The organism is Mesorhizobium sp. M7A.F.Ca.CA.004.06.1.1 (assembly GCF_003999135.1).
Taxonomy (GTDB): Bacteria; Pseudomonadota; Alphaproteobacteria; order Rhizobiales; family Rhizobiaceae; genus Mesorhizobium.
The window spans coordinates 1-18,839 of the sequence record NZ_RZPQ01000031.1; the positions used below are offsets into that span (position 1 = coordinate 1).

Below are 18,839 nucleotides of genomic sequence, written 5' to 3' on the forward strand. Positions count from 1 at the left end.
GGGTGCATGCGGCTTGGTCATATCATCGCGAATGCGTTCGCAGCGGGGTTGATCATCGTTCTCGTAGCAGGCGTTTTCCTACTCTTCGGGAAGCCGCTCTGGCCTGAACGACACGTCCGGATGGTAATCATCCCGCCCGCCCATCGAATGCCCACCTCCGCCGTCAACAATACGGGACCTGACCTGCCAACCAAATTTGATTTGAGCATCGTGCGGCCGAGGCCGCTTGCCAAAGAACGGTCATGAGTTCGGCGACATCATTGCCGATCAGAAACCAGGTCTGCATACGGATTGCCCGCCGACGGGCAGAGAACGCGATCATTGCGGGTATCTCGCTGGATCGGCTTGCCTCAATGGACAGGCTGTTGGAGGTTGATCCGTCGAATCGGCCAAACCCGCTTTCATTGGCTGCGCTCGGCGCCGGAAGCACCTGGTGCGTCGAACCTAGTCCGGGCTGACAGAACGAATCGCCTTCCTGCGCACGCTGGAGATCGATCCGAGATTGCAGATGCGGGTTGGCGCGAGTGTCGTGGCGGCAGAAGCCATTTGCGAAAAGTTGACCACCACAACGCGTGACTTGTCCCTTTTGCAGGTCAAAACCGCCGATGATGCGACGCGGGACAGGACGCTCTTTCATTATCGAACACCTTCGCCTTGAATTTGGGCCCATGCTGAGGAGTGCGAAATGGGTCGATCGAATGAAGAGGTACTGAAGCGTACAATCCGGAGACACCAATTGCGTGAAATGGTGCCCCTTGCAGACAGCACGATCTACGAAATGGAACAGCGGGGCGAATTTCCGCGACGCTTCGCGTTGACCGCCCGATGCGTGGTTTGGGACCTCGGCGAGGTTCAGGCATGGCTTTCGGCCCGCCGCTCGAAACCTATCCTCCGCGCACCAAATCCCGACGTGAAACAACGCCGAGCCCGTCCTGTCAAAGGCCTGGATCACGCGGCAAGAACGGCATAGCGCGATCTGGATGGTTAGCGCCGATACTAAGACTGAAACAGGAGGCTTGTTCAACTGGACGATCTCGAGGCCGGACAATCCGCCACCGTCCTGCGCACGAGGAATGATTATGTCCTAGGAACGAAGGATATATGGGATCCATCGCGTCCACTCGACAATGTCCATTGCTCCTATTATCTCACCTACAATCCCGACCTTGGATCGTGCTTGTTCGGCAGCTACCGGCTTCTGCCGCAAGGTGGCCTCCTGAACCAACGCCAGGATCTGAGTTTGCAAGATACCGTCGGCAGCGTGACGGAGGGCGTCCGCGACATCTATGTTTTCCCGCTCGGCGGCGGCAGATTCGGGATCGAAGCGGTACGCGTGCTTGCCGACGACCTGGTCAGCACGCACCAACCCGAATCCTATGCACAGTCCGGACGAGCTGCCCGCAAGCTACTGCGGCAATGGAGCCTCGCATAAGGCCTCTGATCTTCGTCGGTCCAAGCCTGTATCGCGCTCGCTGGTGTGCAAGGTGGGCAGGCGTTTGACATTGCGCCACCGGCCCGGTGCGGCGATGTCATGCGCGCGGTGCTCGAGGGGCGCAAGGTCATCGGGTTGATCGACGGCCTATTCGAATCGGGACCTGCAGTATGGCACAAGGAAATTCTGTTCGCGCTTGACGCCGGCTGCCGCCTACTCGGTGCGGCGAGCATGGGTGCCCTCAGAGCAGCTGAATGCTGGCAGTTCGGGATGATCGGCATCGGAAAGTCTTCGAGGATTATCTCACAGGACGCCGCAGTGCCGATGCCGATGTCGCCATGATTCATGGTCCGGCAGAGATTGGCTATCTGCCGCTGACGGTTCCGCTCGTCGATGTGGCCGACGTTCTGCAGCGAATGGTTGCGGCGGACATTCTGGACGGCTCGCTCGCCCGCCGTCATGGCTGTAGCCGGCAAGACCCATTTCAAGTCGCGGACCTGGAAACAGGTATTGGACGAAGCAGGCATGCATAAAGGGCTTCAGGAGGCCGCGCTTCGCTGGATCGCCGCAAGCGGACCCGCAGTGAAAACCCGCGATGCCCTTTTGCTGATCGACAGGCTCGGCGAAACATCTTCATGCAATATCGCTACAGGGACTTTCCTTCACACACCGTTTCGGCCCGGTTGCTCAAGCTTGTCAGGAACTGAATGCTGATGCGTTGGAGAACCGTCGCAGCCTCTGGGGCGTTGCTGATCGTCGCTTACGTCTCGACCCTATTGATGGCGGCCGATGAAGGATCAGGAAGCCTCTCTTCGTTGGCCATGTCATGTGATCTCGTCGCCGCGTATGGCGGCATTTTCGAAGTGCCCTCAGGAGTAGAGGTCAACGTCACCGACAAGAATCGCGGGGAGCTGCTGGAACGCGCTCGCGGTTGCGTCGAAGGGCTGCTCGTTGAAGAAGCGTCTGACCGATACAGGCAGATGATCGATACGCTCAAGGGACCAGTCGTTTCGCGGGCGCAGCAGGCAGAAAGAAGCTTTGTGCAGATCGAACTTGCAGCGGCTCTGGCGAACACCGATGCTGCCATACAGCAGCGAGATGTTGCTCGCCGGCTCGTCAGCAAATGGCAAAAGGCCAAAGACATCATCGAGCGACAAGGTGCCGGCCCCGCGCTCACGGAGAGTGGCTGGCCCGCAGTGGGCGAGGCGAAATTCCGCGACGACGTTCCAGCATACCTGAAGGCGTGTCGCGATGCGGGAGTACCCGTGCCCGGCTCATTCGCGGCGGACAAGCGCTGGGTCCATAGGGAGGACCTCGGTTCCGAAACACATAGGTATTTCTTCCCTTCAGATTGGACTGACGCCGAGGTGTGGACCTATAGGGATGATATCTCCGGCGGTTTCTGCGTAGCGCTCGTCAGGCGCAAACCCGGTTGGCCTGTGCAATATGTCGGCACGATCTGTGCAGACAAGCTGCAAAAGAAGGCGTGTTTATTCGACAACATTGTCTACGAAGGTTCCGGCACGAGCCGCATCACCTGGGATGATTTCAAGACGCGGGATTTCGGTGAACTGGTGCATCCCAAAGACGGTGAAGATCGTTGCAACGTCTGCCGCCTCGGCAATAACCCGTTCATTGTGCACCCGAAGACGATGCTTAGTCAGACCATCAAGTCAATGTACGCGGAGGACGTGCCGAAGTCGCAAACGTTTGAGTTTGTCGGTCTTGGGGACGAACCCGAGCCTTGGTCTAATTTTGGCCCGATCGTTCCCCCAGACGCAGGTGGGTGTTTCAGGTGCCACGGCCTGCCCCAAGTGACGACGAACCACAAGTTCTGCAGCAGCATCATCGAGATGGCCGCTAACAGGACCATGCCTCCCGGGCACTGGCCTCCCGAACCGAAGGGGGGACCATGGTTTTGGCCCGACGCCAACGGCTGCTTTGCAAAAGAATTTGCCCCGTTGGCAGACTACTTTCCAAGTCTGGTGAAACTGAAGTCCGTCTGTTCGGGCAAGGTCGAGAAAATCTGCCCAAGCCCGTAGCTGGTGGTCCGGACGGCGCTCGGACAAGCAAGGCGATGTGGCGATTGCACCAACTCTGGCAGCGGAAACGTTGATCAATTGTCAAGACGCGTCGCGTGAAGGCAACACCGGGGCTCCAGTCAAAACGCCGGGTCGGCCTGCAAGATCGGCATCGACGGCGGGATGAGCGTTGGCACATACTTCTTGCCTTGGACCCAGGCGTCCAAAATGTCCGACCACTCCTGCATCATATGCCGACGCTGCACCTCATACTCGGCCTTGTTGTAGACACCGCGCGACGAGCGCCCGTCCTCATGCGCCAGGCACTTTTCAATCCAATCACTGTTGAAACCAAGTTCATTCAACAGCGTCGAGCCCGTGCGCCGCAGGTCATGAACCGTAAACGGCTCCAGAGGCAGCCCCTCGGACTTCGCGCGTTCGATGACGGCGTACGTGACCCGGTTAAAGGTGGCGCGCGACATAGGAGCATCTGCGTCGTACCGCGACGGCAGCAAGTATCTGGAATTTCCCGCGCAGGTCTTTAGGGCGATCATAATGTCGAGCGCCTGGCGTGACAGGTATACATTGTGCGCCTTCGAGCGCTTCATGCGTTCCTTCGGGATCGTCCAGACCGCATTTTCGAAATCGACCTCGTCCCATACCGCGTCCTGCAGCTCGCTCTTGCGCACCATAGTGAGCAGGTAAAGCCGCATTCCCAAACGGATCGTGGGGAGTGTAGCGATATGCTCCAGCTGCTTCAGCATCACTCGAATTTCCGCGGGCGAAAGCGAGCGATCCTTTGGAACAAAGGTGGCGATCGATGCCGGTCCAACCTCTTCGGCCGGATTGGCGACCTTCTCACCATGCAAGATCGCGAAGCCGTAGATTTGCTTCAGTATGTCTCGAACGTGGATGGCGGTCGCCGGAGCACCGCGTTCAACGATCGCGCCACAATGGGCCCGCAGGTCATCGGGCGTGATCTCCGTCAGCAAGCGATTGCGCCAGACCGGAAGAAGCTCCCGTTCGAAGATGGCGCGTCGCATGGCGCGCGTGCTGTCGGCCATCGGCGCGGCCGCGAGCCACTTCTCGCCGAATTCGCCGAAACTCTTTGCCTCTTTCAGGCGGCGCTTGTCGCGCTGTTTCTCGATCGCCGGCGAACGTCCCTCGCTGACGGCGCGCTTGGCATCAAGGCACTTCTCTCGTGCCAACGCGAGCGAGATTCCATCTCTGCCATATCTGCCTAGATAGACCGTCTCACGGCGTCCATTCAGCCTGTAATCCAGCCGAAACGAGATCGTGCCACTGGGCATGACGCGAATGTACATGCCGTCACGGTCAGCAATCTTGTAGGCTTTTTCTTTTGGTTTCAGTGCCTTAAGGGCGGCGTCCGTCAGCATACCCATTGCCTCCTAAAAAGTACCGTCAGTACAATTTCGAAGCTTCGTGACAGAAAGTTCCTTTTTTCTTCAATGCCTTAAGGCACAAAAAAGTACCGTCACAAGCCTCATTGGCTCTGACGGTACTTAGAAAAACTCGGGGGGGCAATATGCGGAAGGTCCGTCAGGCGGCCCGTCAAAGCCAATCTCTGCGTGCCGATTGTCGCTGATTGTCTCTGAAAGGATTTATTTTCGTTTTCAGTATGTTACATCGCAGATTGGCGTATTCTCGGCGGCGTTTGAGTAGGCCTGAATCATTCCCACTCGATTGTTCCCGGCGGCTTCGACGTCACGTCGTAGACGACACGGTTGATGCCGCGGACTTCGTTGATGATGCGGGTGGCGGCGGCGCCGAGGAAGGCCATGTCGTAGTGGTAGAAATCCGCCGTCATGCCGTCGACCGAGGTGACGGCACGCAGCGCGCAGACGAACTCGTAGGTGCGGCCGTCGCCCATCACGCCGACCGTCTGCACCGGCAGCAGCACGGCAAAGGCCTGCCAGATGGCGTCGTAGAGGCCGGCCTTGCGGATCTCGTCGAGATAGATGGCATCGGCCTCGCGCAGGATCTCCAGCTTTTCGCGGGTGATCCCGCCTGGGCAGCGGATGGCGAGGCCTGGGCCGGGGAATGGATGGCGGCCGATAAAGCTTTCGGGCAGGCCGAGCTCCTTGCCGAGCGCCCTCACCTCGTCCTTGAACAGTTCGCGCAGCGGCTCGACCAGCTGCATGTTCATGCGCGCGGGCAGGCCGCCGACATTGTGGTGCGACTTGATCGTCACCGACGGGCCGCCGGAGAAGGAGACGCTTTCAATGACGTCGGGATAGAGCGTGCCTTGTGCCAGGAATTCGGCGCCGCCGAGTTTCTTGGCCTCTTCCTCGAACACCTCGATGAACAGCCGGCCGATGGTCTTGCGTTTTTTCTCCGGGTCCGACTCGCCCTCGAGGGCGTCAATGAAACGGTCCGACGCGTTCACCAGAATGAGCGGCAAATTGTAATGCTCGCGGAACATCGCCACCACGCCCGCGGCCTCGTCCTTGCGCATCAGGCCGTGGTCGACAAGGATGCAGGTCAGCTGGTCGCCAACCGCTTCGTGGATCAACAGCGCCGCAACGGAAGAATCGACGCCGCCCGACAGCGCGCAGATGACCTTGCCCTTGCCAACCTGCTTGCGGATCGTCTCGACCGCGTGCTCGCGGTAGGCGCGCATGGTCCAGTCGCCCTCGATGCCGGCGATGTTGTGGACGAAATTCCTGAGCAGCCGGGCGCCGTCGGGCGTATGCACCACCTCGGGGTGGAACATGATGCCGTACATCTTGCGCTCGATGTTGCCGAAGATGGCGAAGGGCGAGCCCTCTGACTTGCCGAACACTTCGAAGCCCTTGGGCAAGGAGATGACGCGGTCGCCATGGCTCATCCACACCTGATGGCGCTGGCCGGGCGCCCACAGGCCTTCGAACAGCGGGCTGTCTTTTTGAATCTCGACGAAGGCGCGGCCGAACTCGCGATGGTCGGAGCTTTCGGCGACGCCGCCCATCTGCACGCACATGGCCATCTGGCCATAGCAGATGCCGAGCACCGGCACGCCGGCGTCGAAGACGATCTGCGGCGCGCGCGGGCTGCCGATATCGCCGGTCGAAGCCGGACCGCCGGACAGGATCACGGCTTTCGGATTGATGCGCTTGAATGCCGCTTCGGCCGACTGGAACGGCACGATCTCGGAAAACACACCGGCCTCGCGGATGCGGCGAGCGATGAGCTGGGTGAACTGGCTGCCGAAATCGACAATCAGGACGGTGTCGGGATGATTGGCTGTTTTCATGGCGAGCGTTTAGAGAAAGAAACGAGTCGACGCAATGGGTTGCGTAGCCCGACTTTCAGGCTGGTCCGGCATCTTCATGGGGTGGTTCCGTCCGAAGGGCGCCGTCGCCGATCGCCCGTTCGAGCCGCATGACGGCGTCCGCCAGCTTCTCGTCGATGACTTCAAGATATTCGGTCCAGTCGCCGACATGCCTGAGATCCGCCGCCCCGTCGGAAATGCCGCGCAGACCGATCAGCGGAATGTCGAACAGCTGGCAGGCGCGCAGGCAGGCGAAGGTCTCCATGTCGACCATGTCGGCGCTAACAGCATCATACGCCGCGCCAGTGATGATCGCGCCGCCGGTCGACAGGGTCGCCTGCTTGATGTCCGGTATCTTGAAGGGCAATGGCACGGTTACCGGCAGGTCGAGGAAGGGGGTGGCGCCCTTCTCGAAGCCGAGCGGCGAAGCGTCGATGTCACGGTAGCTGACCGAAACCGCCTGGTAGATTTCCGTCTGCTGCAGCGTCCGACTGCCGGCTGAACCGAGCGAAACAACGAGATCCGGCAGTGCTTTTTGCGATTTCAGCCAGGAGAGTTCAGCACCCAGCCTGACGCCGGCCTCGACCGGACCGACACCGGTCATCAGCGGCGTGAACAGCTGCTTGAGGTGCGGGCCGTATTCGGCCTGCGCCGCCATAACGAAGAGGACGTCCTTGCCCGACAGGCGCGAGATTTTATCGGCCATGATGATTTATTCCTCTCCGCCCGATCATCTGCTTATCTGCACCGCCGCTCGCCGGGACCCGCTGCCTCCGGCAGCTCCCGGCGTTCGTGGCCTTTCATCGTGCCACCGGCACGATGAATTCGCCTGCGGCGAACCGGCCACTCACCCTTCAATCCCATCACGCCCGACCACCGTCATCATGGTGCCAGTCATGGTGGCGATCAGCTTGGCCTCGCCGTCGGCGGCAAAGGCGTAGGCCTGGCCGTCGGCGACGATGATGGTGCGGCCGGGCTTCGTCACCGAGCCGCGGAACAGGAAGCGCTCGCCCCTGCCCGGCGCCAGGAGGTTGACCTTGAACTCGATGGTCAGCACGCCGGAGTTTTCCGGCATCAGCGAAAAGGCGGCATAGCCGCAGGCCGAGTCCAGCGCCGTCGAAATGACACCGGCATGGAGGAAGCCGTGCTGCTGGGTCAATGCCGCCGAATAGGGCATCTCGATCTCGATAATACCGGGCGTCACCAGCGTCAGTTCGGCGCCGATCGTGGCCATCGCCTTCTGACGCGCGAAGGAGGTCCTGACGCGATCCTCATAGTCCGGGGCGGGTACGATCTTTGCTGCCATTGCCGCTGCCTTCCTTTACGCGGATAAGCTTATTGCAGAGGCATGGACGGCAGGCAAATGCTTTTGCTGCACTGCACAATCGACCTGGCCTGCCGGCCGGCGCCACGCGTCCGTCAGGAATAGGATTCAGGCCGATCTGCGTAACGCACAGAGATAAAACCCATCGGTGCCGCTGAGCGCCGGCGACAGCGAGATGTCGCCTCTGGCGCCGATGCGTGCGGCTGCCTCATGGCCGGGAAAACGGCTGTCCCAGAGCTGGCGGTGGTCGACGGGAACAAAGCCGCTGTTACGGTCCCGAAAGGCCGCGATCTGCTCACCGTTTTCCTCATCAAACACCGAGCAGGTGATGTAGACCAGCAGGCCGCCTGGTTTGACATAGACTTTGGCCGCATCGAGGATCGCCGACTGCTCGCCCTTGCGTGCATCGAGCTGCCTTTGCGTCAGCCGCCATTTGGCATCGGGACGGCGCCGCCAGGTGCCGCTGCCGGTGCAAGGCGCGTCGACCAGCACGATGTCCATGTGGTTGCCGAGCGGCGCGAGTTCGGCCGGCTTGGTGACGATCTGGACATTGCGGTTTTCAGAGCGGCGGATGCGGTCGAAGATGGGCGCCAGCCGTGCTTTTTCGGCATCATGGGCAAAGATCTGGCCGCGATTTTCCATCGAAGCCGACAGTGCCAGCGTCTTGCCGCCGGCGCCGGCGCAAAAATCCAGCACCTGCATGCCGGCTTCGGCCCCGGCAAGGGCGGCCGCGATCTGCGAGCCTTCGTCCTGGACCTCGAACCAGCCCTTCTGGAAAGCCGGCTCGGCCTGCACGTTCGGGTGCCGGCCGTCGCCGTCGATCGGCGGGATGCGGATGCCGTGTGGCGCGATTGCCGAGGGTTTCGCGCCGGTTCCCGTCAGTTCGGCCAGTACCTTGTCGCGGTTGGCCTGCAAGGTGTTGACCCTGAGGTCGAGCGGCGGGCGCGTTGCCAGCGCGGCGCCCTCGTCGGCCCAGGTCGAGCCAAAGGCTCGCTCGAAAAGCGGCGCGCACCAGTCCGGAACATCCGCCCGCACCGCGGCCGGCGCATCGTCAAGCCGGCGTTCGGCGATGGCCTGAAGCTCGGCGGCGGTCAGCAGCGGCGGTGCGAACTTGTCGCCATCGAGCGCCTCGTTGAGCGATTGTGCCGTCTGGCGCCATTCGAGCAGCAGCGCGCCGGAGCCGATGGCGCGCGGCGTGTCCTGCCCCAGCAGCCAGCCGGCGGAACGCTTGTGGCGCAAGGCGTCATAGACGATGTTGCCGATCGCCGCACGGTCGCCGCCGCCGGCGAAGCGATGCGACAGGCCCCAATCCTTCAGCGCGTCCGCCACCGGCCGATGTCTTCCAGCACTTCGATGGCCGCAGCCAGCCGTCCGCCCAGTCGCATGGTCTTGTTCCGTCACGCAGAAAATTATTCCGGCCCTGCTCTAGAGCGCGCAACCGGCGCGCACAAGCAGGTCGGCCTGCACAACCGCTCTGCTTTCCAACTTTTCTGGTTGCGAATACTCTTCCGGTTGTGATTCGCGGCGCGCAAAGGTGGACCGGCGGATCGACACGAGGAGAGGGCAATGAAGACTTATCTGGCGGAAGTTCTAGGCACATTTCTATTGGTGTTCATCGGTACGGCTTCTGTGGTGACGGGCGGCTTCGGCGGCGCGCTGCCGCTCGGCCAGGAAGGCATCGGTCTGGCGTTCGGCATCGGCCTCATCGCGGCGGCCTATGCGATCGGCCCGATTTCGGGCGCGCATCTCAACCCGGCGGTGACGCTCGGCGTCTTCCTTGCCGGCCGGCTGCCGGCCAAGGACGTGATCCCCTACTGGATCGCGCAGGTCATCGGCGGCGTCCTTGCTTCGCTGGCGTTGTGGATCATCGTTTCCGGCCAGGTTGGCGGACACACCACCGGCTTCGGCGCCAATGGCTGGGATGTGACGAAATGGGGTGTCAGCTCGGCATTCCTGTGGGAAGTGATCGGCACCTTCACCTTCGTCACCGTGATCCTTGGCGTCACGGCTGAAAAGCACTCGACGGCGTTCGCCGGACTGGTCATCGGCCTGACGCTGGCAGGATTGCACTTCGCCATCATCCCGGTGACCGGCACGTCGCTCAACCCGGCCCGCTCGATCGGTCCGGCACTGTTTTCGGGAACTGCCGCGATCGGTCAGCTCTGGCTGTTCATCGTTGCACCGCTGATCGGCGGCGCCATTGCCGGTGTGGTCGCCAAGGCGCGCATCTTCGAGAAGGACTGAGCTCTTTGGAAGGCTGAATATGAAAAGGCGCGGGCCATGGCCCGCGCCTTAGATGGTTGGTGCAAGAGGCCGAACAGACCTCAGTATGGGTGGTCAAATCCGGCCACGCCGGCTGACTGTTGACTGGAACCGCATGCCCTTCAAACCCGGAACCGTGCTAGTCTAGAGCTACCGATTGAATAGCGCCTGCTGGTTCGAGGTCCCATTGACAAAACGGCTATCGGATTTCGACATTGGCTTGCTGCTGACACTCGACGCGCTGTTGAAGCACCAGAACGTCACCCATGCGGCGGCGAGATTGAACATTACCCAATCGGCTTTGTCGGCCCGCCTGACGCGTCTGCGTCAATTGCTGAACGACCCCCTCTTCACAACGGCGGCGTCCGGACGGGGAATGATCCCGACGCCTCACGCTCTGGCACTTGAGCCCGAACTCACCCGGCTGCTCGAACGGTTGAGCGATTTCGTGAATACTGCTCATCTGTTCGACCCCGCGACAAGCAAACGTGTCTATCGCATTGCCGCCACGGACAATCCGGCAGCGATCCTGGCGCCGGACCTCATTCCGCGGTTCAAATCCCAAGCTCCCAACGCAAAGGTCGCCTTTACGGTGCCCAACAAGCCGAGGATCGTCGAGCATCTGGAGCAGGGCGACATCGATCTCTTCATCGGAGCCGCGGAAGACGGTTCGAGTGGTCTGATCGGGCAGAAGCTGTTCGAAGAAGAATTCGTTACCGCCCAGCGGCACGGCCATCCGCGTGGCAAGGGGTCAATCACCCTGGACGAATTCTGTGCCCTCGACCATCTGCTCATTTCGACGAGCGGCGGGCATTTTGCAGGGATGATCGACGACGCGCTTGCCGAGATCAGCCGCTCGCGCAATGTGACGGTCTCCATCCAGAGCTACGCACTGGCCCCGCTCGTTCTGGAAAACAGCGATCTGATCTGCACCCTGCCCCGGCGTTTCCTGAGGCGCTTCGCTCAAGTTCTCGATCTGTTCGAAGCCCCCTTGGAGCTCTCGCCGTTCGCCATGAACCTGTTCTGGCACCCACGAATGCGCAGCGACCCCGCCCACATATGGCTGCGCAAACTGGTGATACAGAGCGCTCGCAGCGGTCACGAGGGGTAGTGGCCGAACACCACGCAATCGTTCCGGCTACCACATGCCGTGCAATCAGAGCTTCTGAAGCAGGTAGTCGCCAACCTTGTCGGCAGCCGGATCGAACAGCGTGTCGAGCCGCGAATTCAGTACGTAGACATCGTCGCCCAAGATCGCCGCGGCCGTCGGCATCGACATGATGCTGCGCTCCTGCCGGACAATCGTCGCCGATGCCCACCCGTCGGCGGATACCAGTTCGACGGTGCGATCTGCGCCCAGGTTCTGCACCACGATGAGGTGCTGGTCATCGATCAACTGAATGCCGTCGGCACCCGTGAGGGCCTCGGGCAGTTTAACCGGTTCGACCGTGCGGGGGTCGGCGATACTGACGCGAAACAGCTCACCCGTATTGTATTTGCCCACGAGCAGATAGCCATCCTTGTGCCAGGCGATGCCGTTCAGCTTGAAGCCGTCGCCATTCGTGAACCGTGGATCCTGCGCAAAGATCGCCGCCTTGCCCGCTGTGTCGATCCGATAGACGATCGGAGCAAAACTGTCGGTCACATAAGCGTTTCCGTCGGCATCGAGCGCGATGTCATTGGCAAAATGCGTACCTTCGCTGAGGCTGCCGAGATCGTAATAGGCCCGAGGCTGGCCGGTCGTGGCATCGTAGGTGGCCACCGCCGCAAGCTTGCCCTTGCTCGCCGCACCGGTGCGATCGCCGACGCCCGGGTCGGAGTTCGTCACCCAAAGCGTGTTGCGCTTGTCGTCGACGAGCAGACCCGCCGTGGAAACCAGCCTCGCATCGTGCACGAACACCGTGTACTTCCCGGTTTTGTCGACCTTGGCCACCAGGCCATGACGCACCGAGCCGACCATAAAGGTGTCCTGCCTGGCCGACCATGTCATGCTCTCCGGATAACTCTGGTCGGAGGCGAACGAAATCCCCTGAGCCGTGCTGCCGGCCATCGATGGCGATACAATGTTGAAGAGAATCATGGCTGCGACGCCAGACATTAGAGAACGAGAGATCATGATTGGTTCCTTTCGGTCGGTTGATGTCACCGCTCTAGAACTCTGAGCGCGCCTCGAGAAATCGCGTTTCACGATGAGACGAATCGATCGCGTTCATGGGTTTGGGACTTGTCAAAATCCAAACCCGTCCGATCGCCCGACCTGCCATGAACGGGCTCGATGCCACCAATCCGCAAGATCGATTGGCGTGGTGGCGGGCAGGCCAGCATGTTTCAGGCGCTCAACATCAGCAGACGCCGATCGGGCGGACTGGGTGGATGTTCAACGATGGAACAGAAAAAGATGCTCAATCTGTATTTTCACGCCACGCCGAATTCGATGAAGGTGGCGGTGCTGCTGCAAGAGCTGGAATTGCCCTTCGACGTCTCGCCGGTCGATATCTTCAAAGGCGAGCAGCACACGCCGGAATTCAGGGAGATCAATCCAAATGGCAAGGTGCCGGCGATGGTTGACGGGGAGGTGACGATATTCGACTCCCACGCCATCCTCCTCTACCTCGCCGAGAAGCACGGAAAATTCATTCCGGGCGAACTGAAGGCCAAGGCTTTGATGCTGTCATGGCTTCAGTTCGTGGCAACGGGCCTATCGCCGTTTTCCGGCCAGGCAATCCACTTTCTGCATTACGCGCCGGAAGATATCGCCTATGCGAAAAATCGTTACGTGAAGGAGCTCGAGCGCCACTACGCGGTTCTGGACCGTCGGCTTGGAAAGGCCCGCTATCTGGCCGGCGACGAGTACACGATCGCCGACATGGCGCTTTGGGGCTGGGCCGCCTCCGCCGGATATGCATTCGGCGAGAAGGGTCTTGGCGACTATCCCAATGTCGTGCGCTTCATGGACGAGGCGACCAAGCGCCCTGCGGTCCAGCGAGCCCTGGACATGAAGGCAAGGCATACCTTCAAGGCTGATCTCGATGCGGAATCACGTCGCGCCATGTTCCCGCAAAACGAGGCAGATGCCGTATGACCCGTGCCACCGGCAGTTTCTGCTGCCGGTGGATTCGAGCACCGCTGGCGGCCGGGTTCAGTGCGATGCTCGGATGCCCAACCAATGCAGTGCAATGTCAGCCTGGACGACCCAGCGATATTAGACGCCAATCGAGTTCACGGCTCGACGTCGGCGCGAGGCCAGCCCTCAAGCCTTCTTCTGCGTCACGAGCCCCAGTTCCTCGACCATCGCCTCGCATCAAAAACTTCTGCGGCTTGCCGGGTGACCGTCATCGGCAATTCGGTGCGGAAGCGGATGTGGCGCTGGATCTTGTCGCGGGCGATCTGGCCGGGCTTGAGCACGATCCGGGCAGCTTCAGCTTTTCCAGAACCGCTGAGCCGACAGCAACCGGTATCGCTCCCACTCCATCCGGGTTACGATGCGTTGCTGAGAACGGGCGCGGGCGCCTCGTCGAACCACCTACGTCAGGAGGGCAGCGTGAAGTCGCCGACAGTGAGAGTTATGGACGCAGCCGATGAAGATTCAGCGGTCGAGATAATCGTGCTGGCGTTTGCAGCGGACCCTATGGCGCGGTGGACCTGGCCGCATGCACACCCGTACCTTGCAGCCATGCCGCGAATGGCCCGCGCGTTCGGGCGCAGGGCATTCTCTAACGGAAGCGCCTTTTGCACCGACGGCTACGCCGGGACGGCGCTGTGGCTGCCGCCCGGCGTGCATTCCGACGAGGAAGAGCTTGGCGCCGTGATCGAGAGCACGGTTGAATCCTCTCTCGCCCCTGAAACCGCGGCCATATTCGAGCAGATGGCCACGTACCACCCGACCGAACCGCATTGGTACTTGCCCCTGATCGGCGTCGACCCGGCGCATCAAGGCGAAGGTCACGGCGATGCCTTGATGGCGTACGCACTCGCGCAGTGCGACCGCGATCACGCGCCGGCCTATTTGGAATCCTCGAACCCGCGCAACATATCATTCTACCAGCGGCACGGCTTCGAATCGCTCGGCGCGATCCAGGTCGGTTCGTCGCCGACGCTCATCCCGATGCTGCGGCGACCTCGTTAAGCGTCAGTTTGATCAGATAGTTTGACCCTGTGGGACGTTCAGGGCGTCCACGGAGCTGTCGAGCACACCGTCGAAGCCGCACACCTGGCCCTTCTCGCCGGTGGGAAAGCGGATCGCGGGCACCTCTTGGCAACTGTGCCAACTTCGCGGGATGATAGGGCCGCTGCCCGCCTATAGATCAGCTTATGACAGCTATCTCGCTTGCCGCGCGGTGAACCGCCATTCTGCAGACGGCCCCCATTGAAATCACGTCACACTTGTAACTCCCATCTGGCCTCCGTCCGAAATAGCGTTTCCGGATCGCAACCGTTGGAAACGCCGAATTCGACCGAGGACCGGAAATGACGATGTTTGCAGCAACGGGGAACGCCCATGGCGGGAGACCGGCGAGGAATGGCCCGGCGTTAGCGCCTTCTTCAAGCACGCGGGCGAGGTCTTTCGCACCTACTCCACCTACGGGCGCGGCGTTGAGGTGATGATGGGCACCTACGCCATGCTCGACCTCATGCCGAAAGGCCGCAACGAGAAGGAGGGAATGGACTGGGTACGTCGCCACGATCGATACGAGTAGCCACTCCGGGAAGCCGTGGAATGACGCTCGGATGACAAATGAGCCTTTCTGCGTCACGGCTCACGGCCGGCAGCTTTGTGCGGAAGCCGCCCAAAGCCGCCAGTCCGCTCTCGGCCCGATTGAGACGTCATTACCTCGTCGCCGTCGTCGACAGTTGGCTCAAAGCAACCCAGCCGCACCGCGAAGCCAGCCCTCAAGCCGTCTTCTGCGCCACCAGCCCCAGTTGCTCCACCATCGCCTCGCGCATCAGGAACTTCTGTGGCTTGCCGGTCACGGTCATCGGCAATTCGGTGCGGAAGCGGAAACGCCATCTCAGGCAACGGGCTGCAGTTCGCTGTCGGCTTCCAGACTGAAGAACCCAAGCAGTCCGTTGACGACCAGTCGCGCCACTGTATCTAATTGCCAGCCTGGGCCAAGTTTTCATGGTACAAATATAAGAAATATATATGTAAGAAATACCACGATATGGACAGCGCCCGTCAAGAATGTTGTTCTTTCAGTGCTAAAACTCACATTGCATATGAAGAGCGCTAAAATCAAAAGCACTGTGTCAGTCGCTGGAAGCCCCAGGGTTAACCCTCTTCCCGTCAGCAGGCTGGCGGCCGCGACCGCCGGTATTGTCAAACCGATTGTGGCGCAAGCGGAACCCATCGCGACATTCAAACCGCGTTGCAGCTCATTGTTGAGTGAAGCGCGAACCGCCGAAATGGCCTCTGGCATCAAAACCAGCCCGGCGATCAATGCCCCCACAATGCTGTCAGCCTGGGTCACCTGATAGGCAACGAGCGTATCCTCGACGCTTGCGGCGACCTGCTCGGCGAGCATGACAATGCCAATCAGCCCGATCAAAAGCAGCAATGCGCCGGCAAAGACGCTTTCGTGAGGGGCAGTCCGCAGCGAAACACCGTGGGCCTGCCCTTCGACAAAGTCTTCTCGGTGGCGGACAGTCTGCGCGAACACAAAACTTGCATAAAGCAGCACCGAAAGCACGCTCACAAAGCCAAGTTGAGCTGCCGAAAATGTGCCCGGCCCCGTAGCTTGTGTGTAGGTTGGCAGAATAAGCGTCATGATGGTCAGCGCGATCAGAACCGCGAGATATGCGCTGGTCCCTTGTCGAACAATTGCCTGCTTGCGATGACGCCAGCCGCCAAGCGCGAGACAGGTGCCGACGACGCCGGTGGATGCAATCATCACTGTTGAAAAGACAGACTCACGTGCAAGCGTAGGGTTGTTCTCTCCATGCAGCATCATGGAAACGATGATCGACACCTCGATTGCCGTCACGGCAAAAGTCAGCACCAATGTGCCGTAGGGCTCTCCTACACGCCGAGCCACCGCCTCGGCGTGGTCGAGGACCACGAAAATGGTGGTGAACATAATCGCACTCGAAAGCGCTCCGACGAGTATCCTGGCGCTCAGCGAACCTTCGTCCGCCGACAGTCCGCCGGCTCTGACGGCGACAGCCATCACCAAGGCGGCCAAGGGCATCGCATACGAAGTCACCGAACGTCCGAAACCGCTCATGCAAGCCCCTGCGCGCTGCTGCGAACCGTGGCTGCATTCGCGCACCGACAGATCGAAGCGTTCACCCGTTCACGCCGTCTTCTGCGCCACCAGCCCCAGTTCCTCCACCATCGCCTCGCGCATCAAGAACTTCTGCGGCTTGCCGGTCACCGTCATCGGCAATTCGGTGCGGAAGCGTATGTGGCGGGGGATCTTGTAATGGGCGATCTGGCCGGCGCAGAAGTTCTTGACCTCCTGCTCGGTGGAGATCTGGCCGGGCTTGAGCACGATCCAGGCGCACAGCTCCTCGCCATATTTGGCGTCGGGAATGCCGAACACCTGCACCTCCTTGACCTTTGGATGGCGGTAGAGGAATTCCTCGACCTCCCTGGGATAGACGTTCTCGCCGCCGCGGATAACCATATCCTTGACCCGGCCGACGATGTTGCAATAGCCCTCGGCGTCTATGGTGGCGAGGTCGCCGGTGTGCATCCAGCCGTCGCTGTCGATCGCCTCGCGGGTCTTGTCGTCGTCGTCCCAGTAACCCTTCATCACCGAATAGCCGCGCGTGCAAAGCTCGCCCGGTACGCCGACCGCAACGGTAGCGCCATCGGCATCGACCGCCTTGACCTCGACATGGGGGTGAATGCGCCCGACGGTCGAGACGCGCTTTTCCAAGGGGTCGTCGACGCCGCTCTGGAACGACACCGGGCTGGTCTCGGTCATGCCGTAGGCGATGGTCACCTGTTCCATATGCATCAGCGACACCACCTTCTTCATCACCTCGATCGGGCATGGCGAGCCGGCCATGATGCCGGTGCGCAGGCTGGAGAGATCGAAGGCGGAAAAATCCGGATGATCCAGCAGGGCGACGAACATGGTCGGCACGCCGTAGAGCCCGGTGCAACGTTCCTGAGCCACCGCCTTCAACGTCGCGCCGGCATCGAAGCCCTCGCCCGGGAAAACCATCGTGGCGCCCTTCGTGACGCAGCCCATCGTGCCCATCGACATGCCGAAGCAGTGATAGAGCGGCACCGGTATGCACAGCCGGTCGTCGACGGTCAGCTTGATCGCCGAAGTGACGAAATTGCCGTTGTTGACGATGTTGTTGTGGGTCAGCGTCGCGCCCTTGGGGGCTCCTGTGGTGCCTGAGGTGAACTGGATGTTGATGGCCTCGCCCGGCTTCAGCTTCTCCGAGATGCGGTCGAGGCTGTCATGCTCGTCACGCCCGGCCATGGCCAGCACGTCGCCGAAATTGAACATGCCGGGCGAATTCTCGTCGCCCATGCGGATGACGATCTTCAGCGCCGGCAGTTTCTGCGCCTTGAGCTTGCCCGGTGTGGCCTTGGCGATCTCGGGCGCCAGCGTCTCGATCATGCCGAGATAGTCTGACGTCTTGAACTTGGCAGCGGTGACCAGCGCCTTGCAGCCGACCTTGTTCAGCGCATAGTCGAGCTCGGTCAACCGATAGGCGGGGTTGATGTTGACCAGGATCAGGCCGATGCGGGCGGTGGCGAACTGCGTCACCAGCCATTCCCAGCGGTTGGGCGACCAGATGCCGACGCGATCGCCCTTTGCCAACCCCAGTGCCAGGAAGCCGGCAGCCAGCGCGTCCACCGTGTCCGACAGTTCGCTCCAGGTGAAGCGCTTGTCCTGATCGACGAAGACAGCGGCGTCGAGCGTGCCGTATTTGCTGACGGTGTCGGAAAACAGCGCGGGGATGGTCTTGTCGAGCAGCGGCACGCTGCGTTCGCCAGAGACATGCGCCCTGTTGTCGACGGGTGCGACGAAGACACCGCCAGCACGCGCGCCGGGTCCGCGCAGATTGCTGGCGTTCTTCAGCTCGTCGAGATTGACCGGCATCGCTCTCTCCTCCCGGGACTAAGTGCGTCGCGCTGAAACAGAATCATGCGACGCGTTCTAGGTCCTTGTTTTTATGCATGTCGTTCTCCCAAAACCGAGATCACTTTGGGCGACATGCATTAGCCGAGCCTATCAGCCTGCCGGAGTGGAGGAAATCCCGCCGATGGTCGTGAAAGGGCAACGATCCGGTCAACGATGCTTCGGAGCTTCGCGTTGGCTGACGAAGCGCGCCAAAACGAAAAAACCCGCCTGGGCGGCGGGTCACCGGCGCAAATCAGCACCATGGGCAAAAATGTAGCATAGCTGCCCTCACCGGTCAAGGAAATAATTCCTATCCGACCGCAGCCGCCATCTTCGCCGCGATGTCGCGCAGGACCGCTTCATCGGCCGCCGCCCGTGTCTTCTTCGACGCCACCAGACAGGCCTGCGAGCGCAGGACGAGGCCATCGCCCAGCACCTTGAGATG

General features: G+C 61.0%; 16 protein-coding genes and 4 pseudogenes. 11 read left to right on the forward strand and 9 right to left on the reverse strand.

Annotated features, from left to right (window positions below; genetic code table 11):
* The 6 genes and pseudogenes from EN906_RS38060 to EN906_RS04025 all read left to right on the forward strand — a co-directional run.
* Positions 1-246, forward strand: a 246-nt coding sequence (locus EN906_RS38060; RefSeq protein WP_245484170.1) for a hypothetical protein, incomplete at its 5' end; no start/stop codon positions are given.
* Positions 247-290: 44 nt separating this feature from the next.
* Positions 291-517: pseudogene (locus EN906_RS38065) on the forward strand (hypothetical protein); the annotation flags it as partial.
* 168 nt (positions 518-685) lie between these two features.
* Complete coding sequence (locus tag EN906_RS04005; RefSeq protein WP_127267915.1) at positions 686-970, forward strand: AlpA family phage regulatory protein; 285 nt, start codon at positions 686-688, stop codon at positions 968-970.
* A 207-nt stretch (positions 971-1,177) separates the two neighbouring features.
* Positions 1,178-1,432 (forward strand): hypothetical protein, encoded by a 255-nt coding sequence (locus tag EN906_RS04010; RefSeq protein ID WP_127267914.1) that lies wholly within the window; start codon positions 1,178-1,180, stop codon positions 1,430-1,432.
* Between the two features lie 254 nt (positions 1,433-1,686).
* Positions 1,687-1,965, forward strand: coding sequence for a TfuA-like protein (locus EN906_RS04020; protein WP_127267912.1), 279 nt, complete (start codon positions 1,687-1,689; stop codon positions 1,963-1,965).
* A 174-nt stretch (positions 1,966-2,139) separates the two neighbouring features.
* Entirely contained in the window at positions 2,140-3,474 is a 1,335-nt protein-coding gene (locus EN906_RS04025; protein ID WP_127267911.1) for a hypothetical protein, read from the forward strand.
* Positions 3,475-3,593: 119 nt separating this feature from the next.
* Here the strand turns inward: EN906_RS04025 and EN906_RS04030 are convergent, their stop codons facing one another.
* From EN906_RS04030 to EN906_RS04055, 5 genes and pseudogenes are all read right to left on the reverse strand, one after another.
* Positions 3,594-4,850, reverse strand: a complete 1,257-nt coding sequence (locus EN906_RS04030) for a site-specific integrase (RefSeq protein WP_127267910.1) — start codon at positions 4,848-4,850, stop codon at positions 3,594-3,596.
* A gap of 293 nt (positions 4,851-5,143) precedes the next feature.
* A complete protein-coding gene (gene guaA, locus EN906_RS04035; RefSeq protein ID WP_127267909.1) occupies positions 5,144-6,706 on the reverse strand; it encodes a glutamine-hydrolyzing GMP synthase in 1,563 nt (520 codons plus the stop codon).
* 55 nt (positions 6,707-6,761) lie between these two features.
* Positions 6,762-7,430: a 5'-methylthioadenosine/S-adenosylhomocysteine nucleosidase gene (locus tag EN906_RS04040; protein ID WP_127270410.1), complete on the reverse strand. Its 669-nt coding sequence runs from the start codon at positions 7,428-7,430 to the stop codon at positions 6,762-6,764.
* Between the two features lie 141 nt (positions 7,431-7,571).
* Positions 7,572-8,030 carry a PaaI family thioesterase gene (locus EN906_RS04045; protein ID WP_013530371.1) on the reverse strand — a complete coding sequence of 153 codons (459 nt, stop codon included), beginning with the start codon at positions 8,028-8,030 and terminating at the stop codon, positions 7,572-7,574.
* A 126-nt stretch (positions 8,031-8,156) separates the two neighbouring features.
* Positions 8,157-9,433 (reverse strand): annotated as a pseudogene (locus EN906_RS04055) (RsmB/NOP family class I SAM-dependent RNA methyltransferase).
* A 181-nt stretch (positions 9,434-9,614) separates the two neighbouring features.
* On the opposite strand from EN906_RS04055, the gene EN906_RS04060 reads away from it, so the two are divergent.
* Both EN906_RS04060 and EN906_RS04065 read left to right on the forward strand, forming a co-directional pair.
* Positions 9,615-10,292, forward strand: a complete 678-nt coding sequence (locus EN906_RS04060) for an MIP family channel protein (protein WP_013530368.1) — start codon at positions 9,615-9,617, stop codon at positions 10,290-10,292.
* A gap of 238 nt (positions 10,293-10,530) precedes the next feature.
* Entirely contained in the window at positions 10,531-11,421 is an 891-nt protein-coding gene (locus EN906_RS04065) for a LysR family transcriptional regulator (protein WP_245456765.1), read from the forward strand.
* Between the two features lie 45 nt (positions 11,422-11,466).
* On the opposite strand, the gene EN906_RS04070 is transcribed toward EN906_RS04065, so the two are convergent.
* Complete coding sequence (locus tag EN906_RS04070; RefSeq protein WP_164748887.1) at positions 11,467-12,360, reverse strand: SMP-30/gluconolactonase/LRE family protein; 894 nt, start codon at positions 12,358-12,360, stop codon at positions 11,467-11,469.
* 348 nt (positions 12,361-12,708) lie between these two features.
* On the opposite strand from EN906_RS04070, the gene EN906_RS04075 reads away from it, so the two are divergent.
* The 3 genes and pseudogenes from EN906_RS04075 to EN906_RS04085 form a co-directional block, all read left to right on the forward strand.
* Positions 12,709-13,392: a glutathione S-transferase N-terminal domain-containing protein gene (locus EN906_RS04075; protein ID WP_127269670.1), complete on the forward strand. Its 684-nt coding sequence runs from the start codon at positions 12,709-12,711 to the stop codon at positions 13,390-13,392.
* A gap of 459 nt (positions 13,393-13,851) precedes the next feature.
* On the forward strand, positions 13,852-14,436 hold the full coding sequence (locus EN906_RS04080; RefSeq protein WP_206517178.1) for an N-acetyltransferase: 585 nt from the start codon (positions 13,852-13,854) through the stop codon (positions 14,434-14,436).
* Between the two features lie 355 nt (positions 14,437-14,791).
* Positions 14,792-15,007: pseudogene (locus EN906_RS04085) on the forward strand (DUF899 family protein); the annotation flags it as partial.
* Between the two features lie 420 nt (positions 15,008-15,427).
* On the opposite strand, the gene EN906_RS04090 reads toward EN906_RS04085, so the two are convergent.
* The 3 genes and pseudogenes from EN906_RS04090 to hisG all read right to left on the reverse strand — a co-directional run.
* Positions 15,428-16,531 (reverse strand): calcium:proton antiporter, encoded by a 1,104-nt coding sequence (locus tag EN906_RS04090; RefSeq protein WP_127269260.1) that lies wholly within the window; start codon positions 16,529-16,531, stop codon positions 15,428-15,430.
* 69 nt (positions 16,532-16,600) lie between these two features.
* The gene (locus EN906_RS04095) at positions 16,601-18,373 is read right to left on the reverse strand and encodes an AMP-binding protein (RefSeq protein WP_127272182.1); all 1,773 of its coding nucleotides are present in this window, start codon (positions 18,371-18,373) and stop codon (positions 16,601-16,603) included.
* A 331-nt stretch (positions 18,374-18,704) separates the two neighbouring features.
* Positions 18,705-18,839: pseudogene (gene hisG, locus EN906_RS38070) on the reverse strand (ATP phosphoribosyltransferase); the annotation flags it as partial.

Excerpts from the sequence above, each read along its gene's own strand:
- EN906_RS04005 (WP_127267915.1), top strand. The coding sequence starts at position 686 with ATGGGTCGATCGAATGAAGAGGTACTGAAGCGTACAATCCGGAGACAC.
- EN906_RS04020 (WP_127267912.1), top strand. The coding sequence starts at position 1,687 with ATGCTGGCAGTTCGGGATGATCGGCATCGGAAAGTCTTCGAGGATTAT.
- EN906_RS04025 (WP_127267911.1), top strand. The coding sequence starts at position 2,140 with ATGCTGATGCGTTGGAGAACCGTCGCAGCCTCTGGGGCGTTGCTGATC.
- EN906_RS04030 (WP_127267910.1), bottom strand. The coding sequence starts at position 4,850 with ATGCTGACGGACGCCGCCCTTAAGGCACTGAAACCAAAAGAAAAAGCC.
- guaA (WP_127267909.1), bottom strand. The coding sequence starts at position 6,706 with ATGAAAACAGCCAATCATCCCGACACCGTCCTGATTGTCGATTTCGGC.
- EN906_RS04040 (WP_127270410.1), bottom strand. The coding sequence starts at position 7,430 with ATGGCCGATAAAATCTCGCGCCTGTCGGGCAAGGACGTCCTCTTCGTT.
- EN906_RS04045 (WP_013530371.1), bottom strand. The coding sequence starts at position 8,030 with ATGGCAGCAAAGATCGTACCCGCCCCGGACTATGAGGATCGCGTCAGG.
- EN906_RS04060 (WP_013530368.1), top strand. The coding sequence starts at position 9,615 with ATGAAGACTTATCTGGCGGAAGTTCTAGGCACATTTCTATTGGTGTTC.
- EN906_RS04070 (WP_164748887.1), bottom strand. The coding sequence starts at position 12,360 with ATGGCCGGCAGCACGGCTCAGGGGATTTCGTTCGCCTCCGACCAGAGT.
- EN906_RS04075 (WP_127269670.1), top strand. The coding sequence starts at position 12,709 with ATGCTCAATCTGTATTTTCACGCCACGCCGAATTCGATGAAGGTGGCG.
- EN906_RS04090 (WP_127269260.1), bottom strand. The coding sequence starts at position 16,531 with ATGAGCGGTTTCGGACGTTCGGTGACTTCGTATGCGATGCCCTTGGCC.
- EN906_RS04095 (WP_127272182.1), bottom strand. The coding sequence starts at position 18,373 with ATGCCGGTCAATCTCGACGAGCTGAAGAACGCCAGCAATCTGCGCGGA.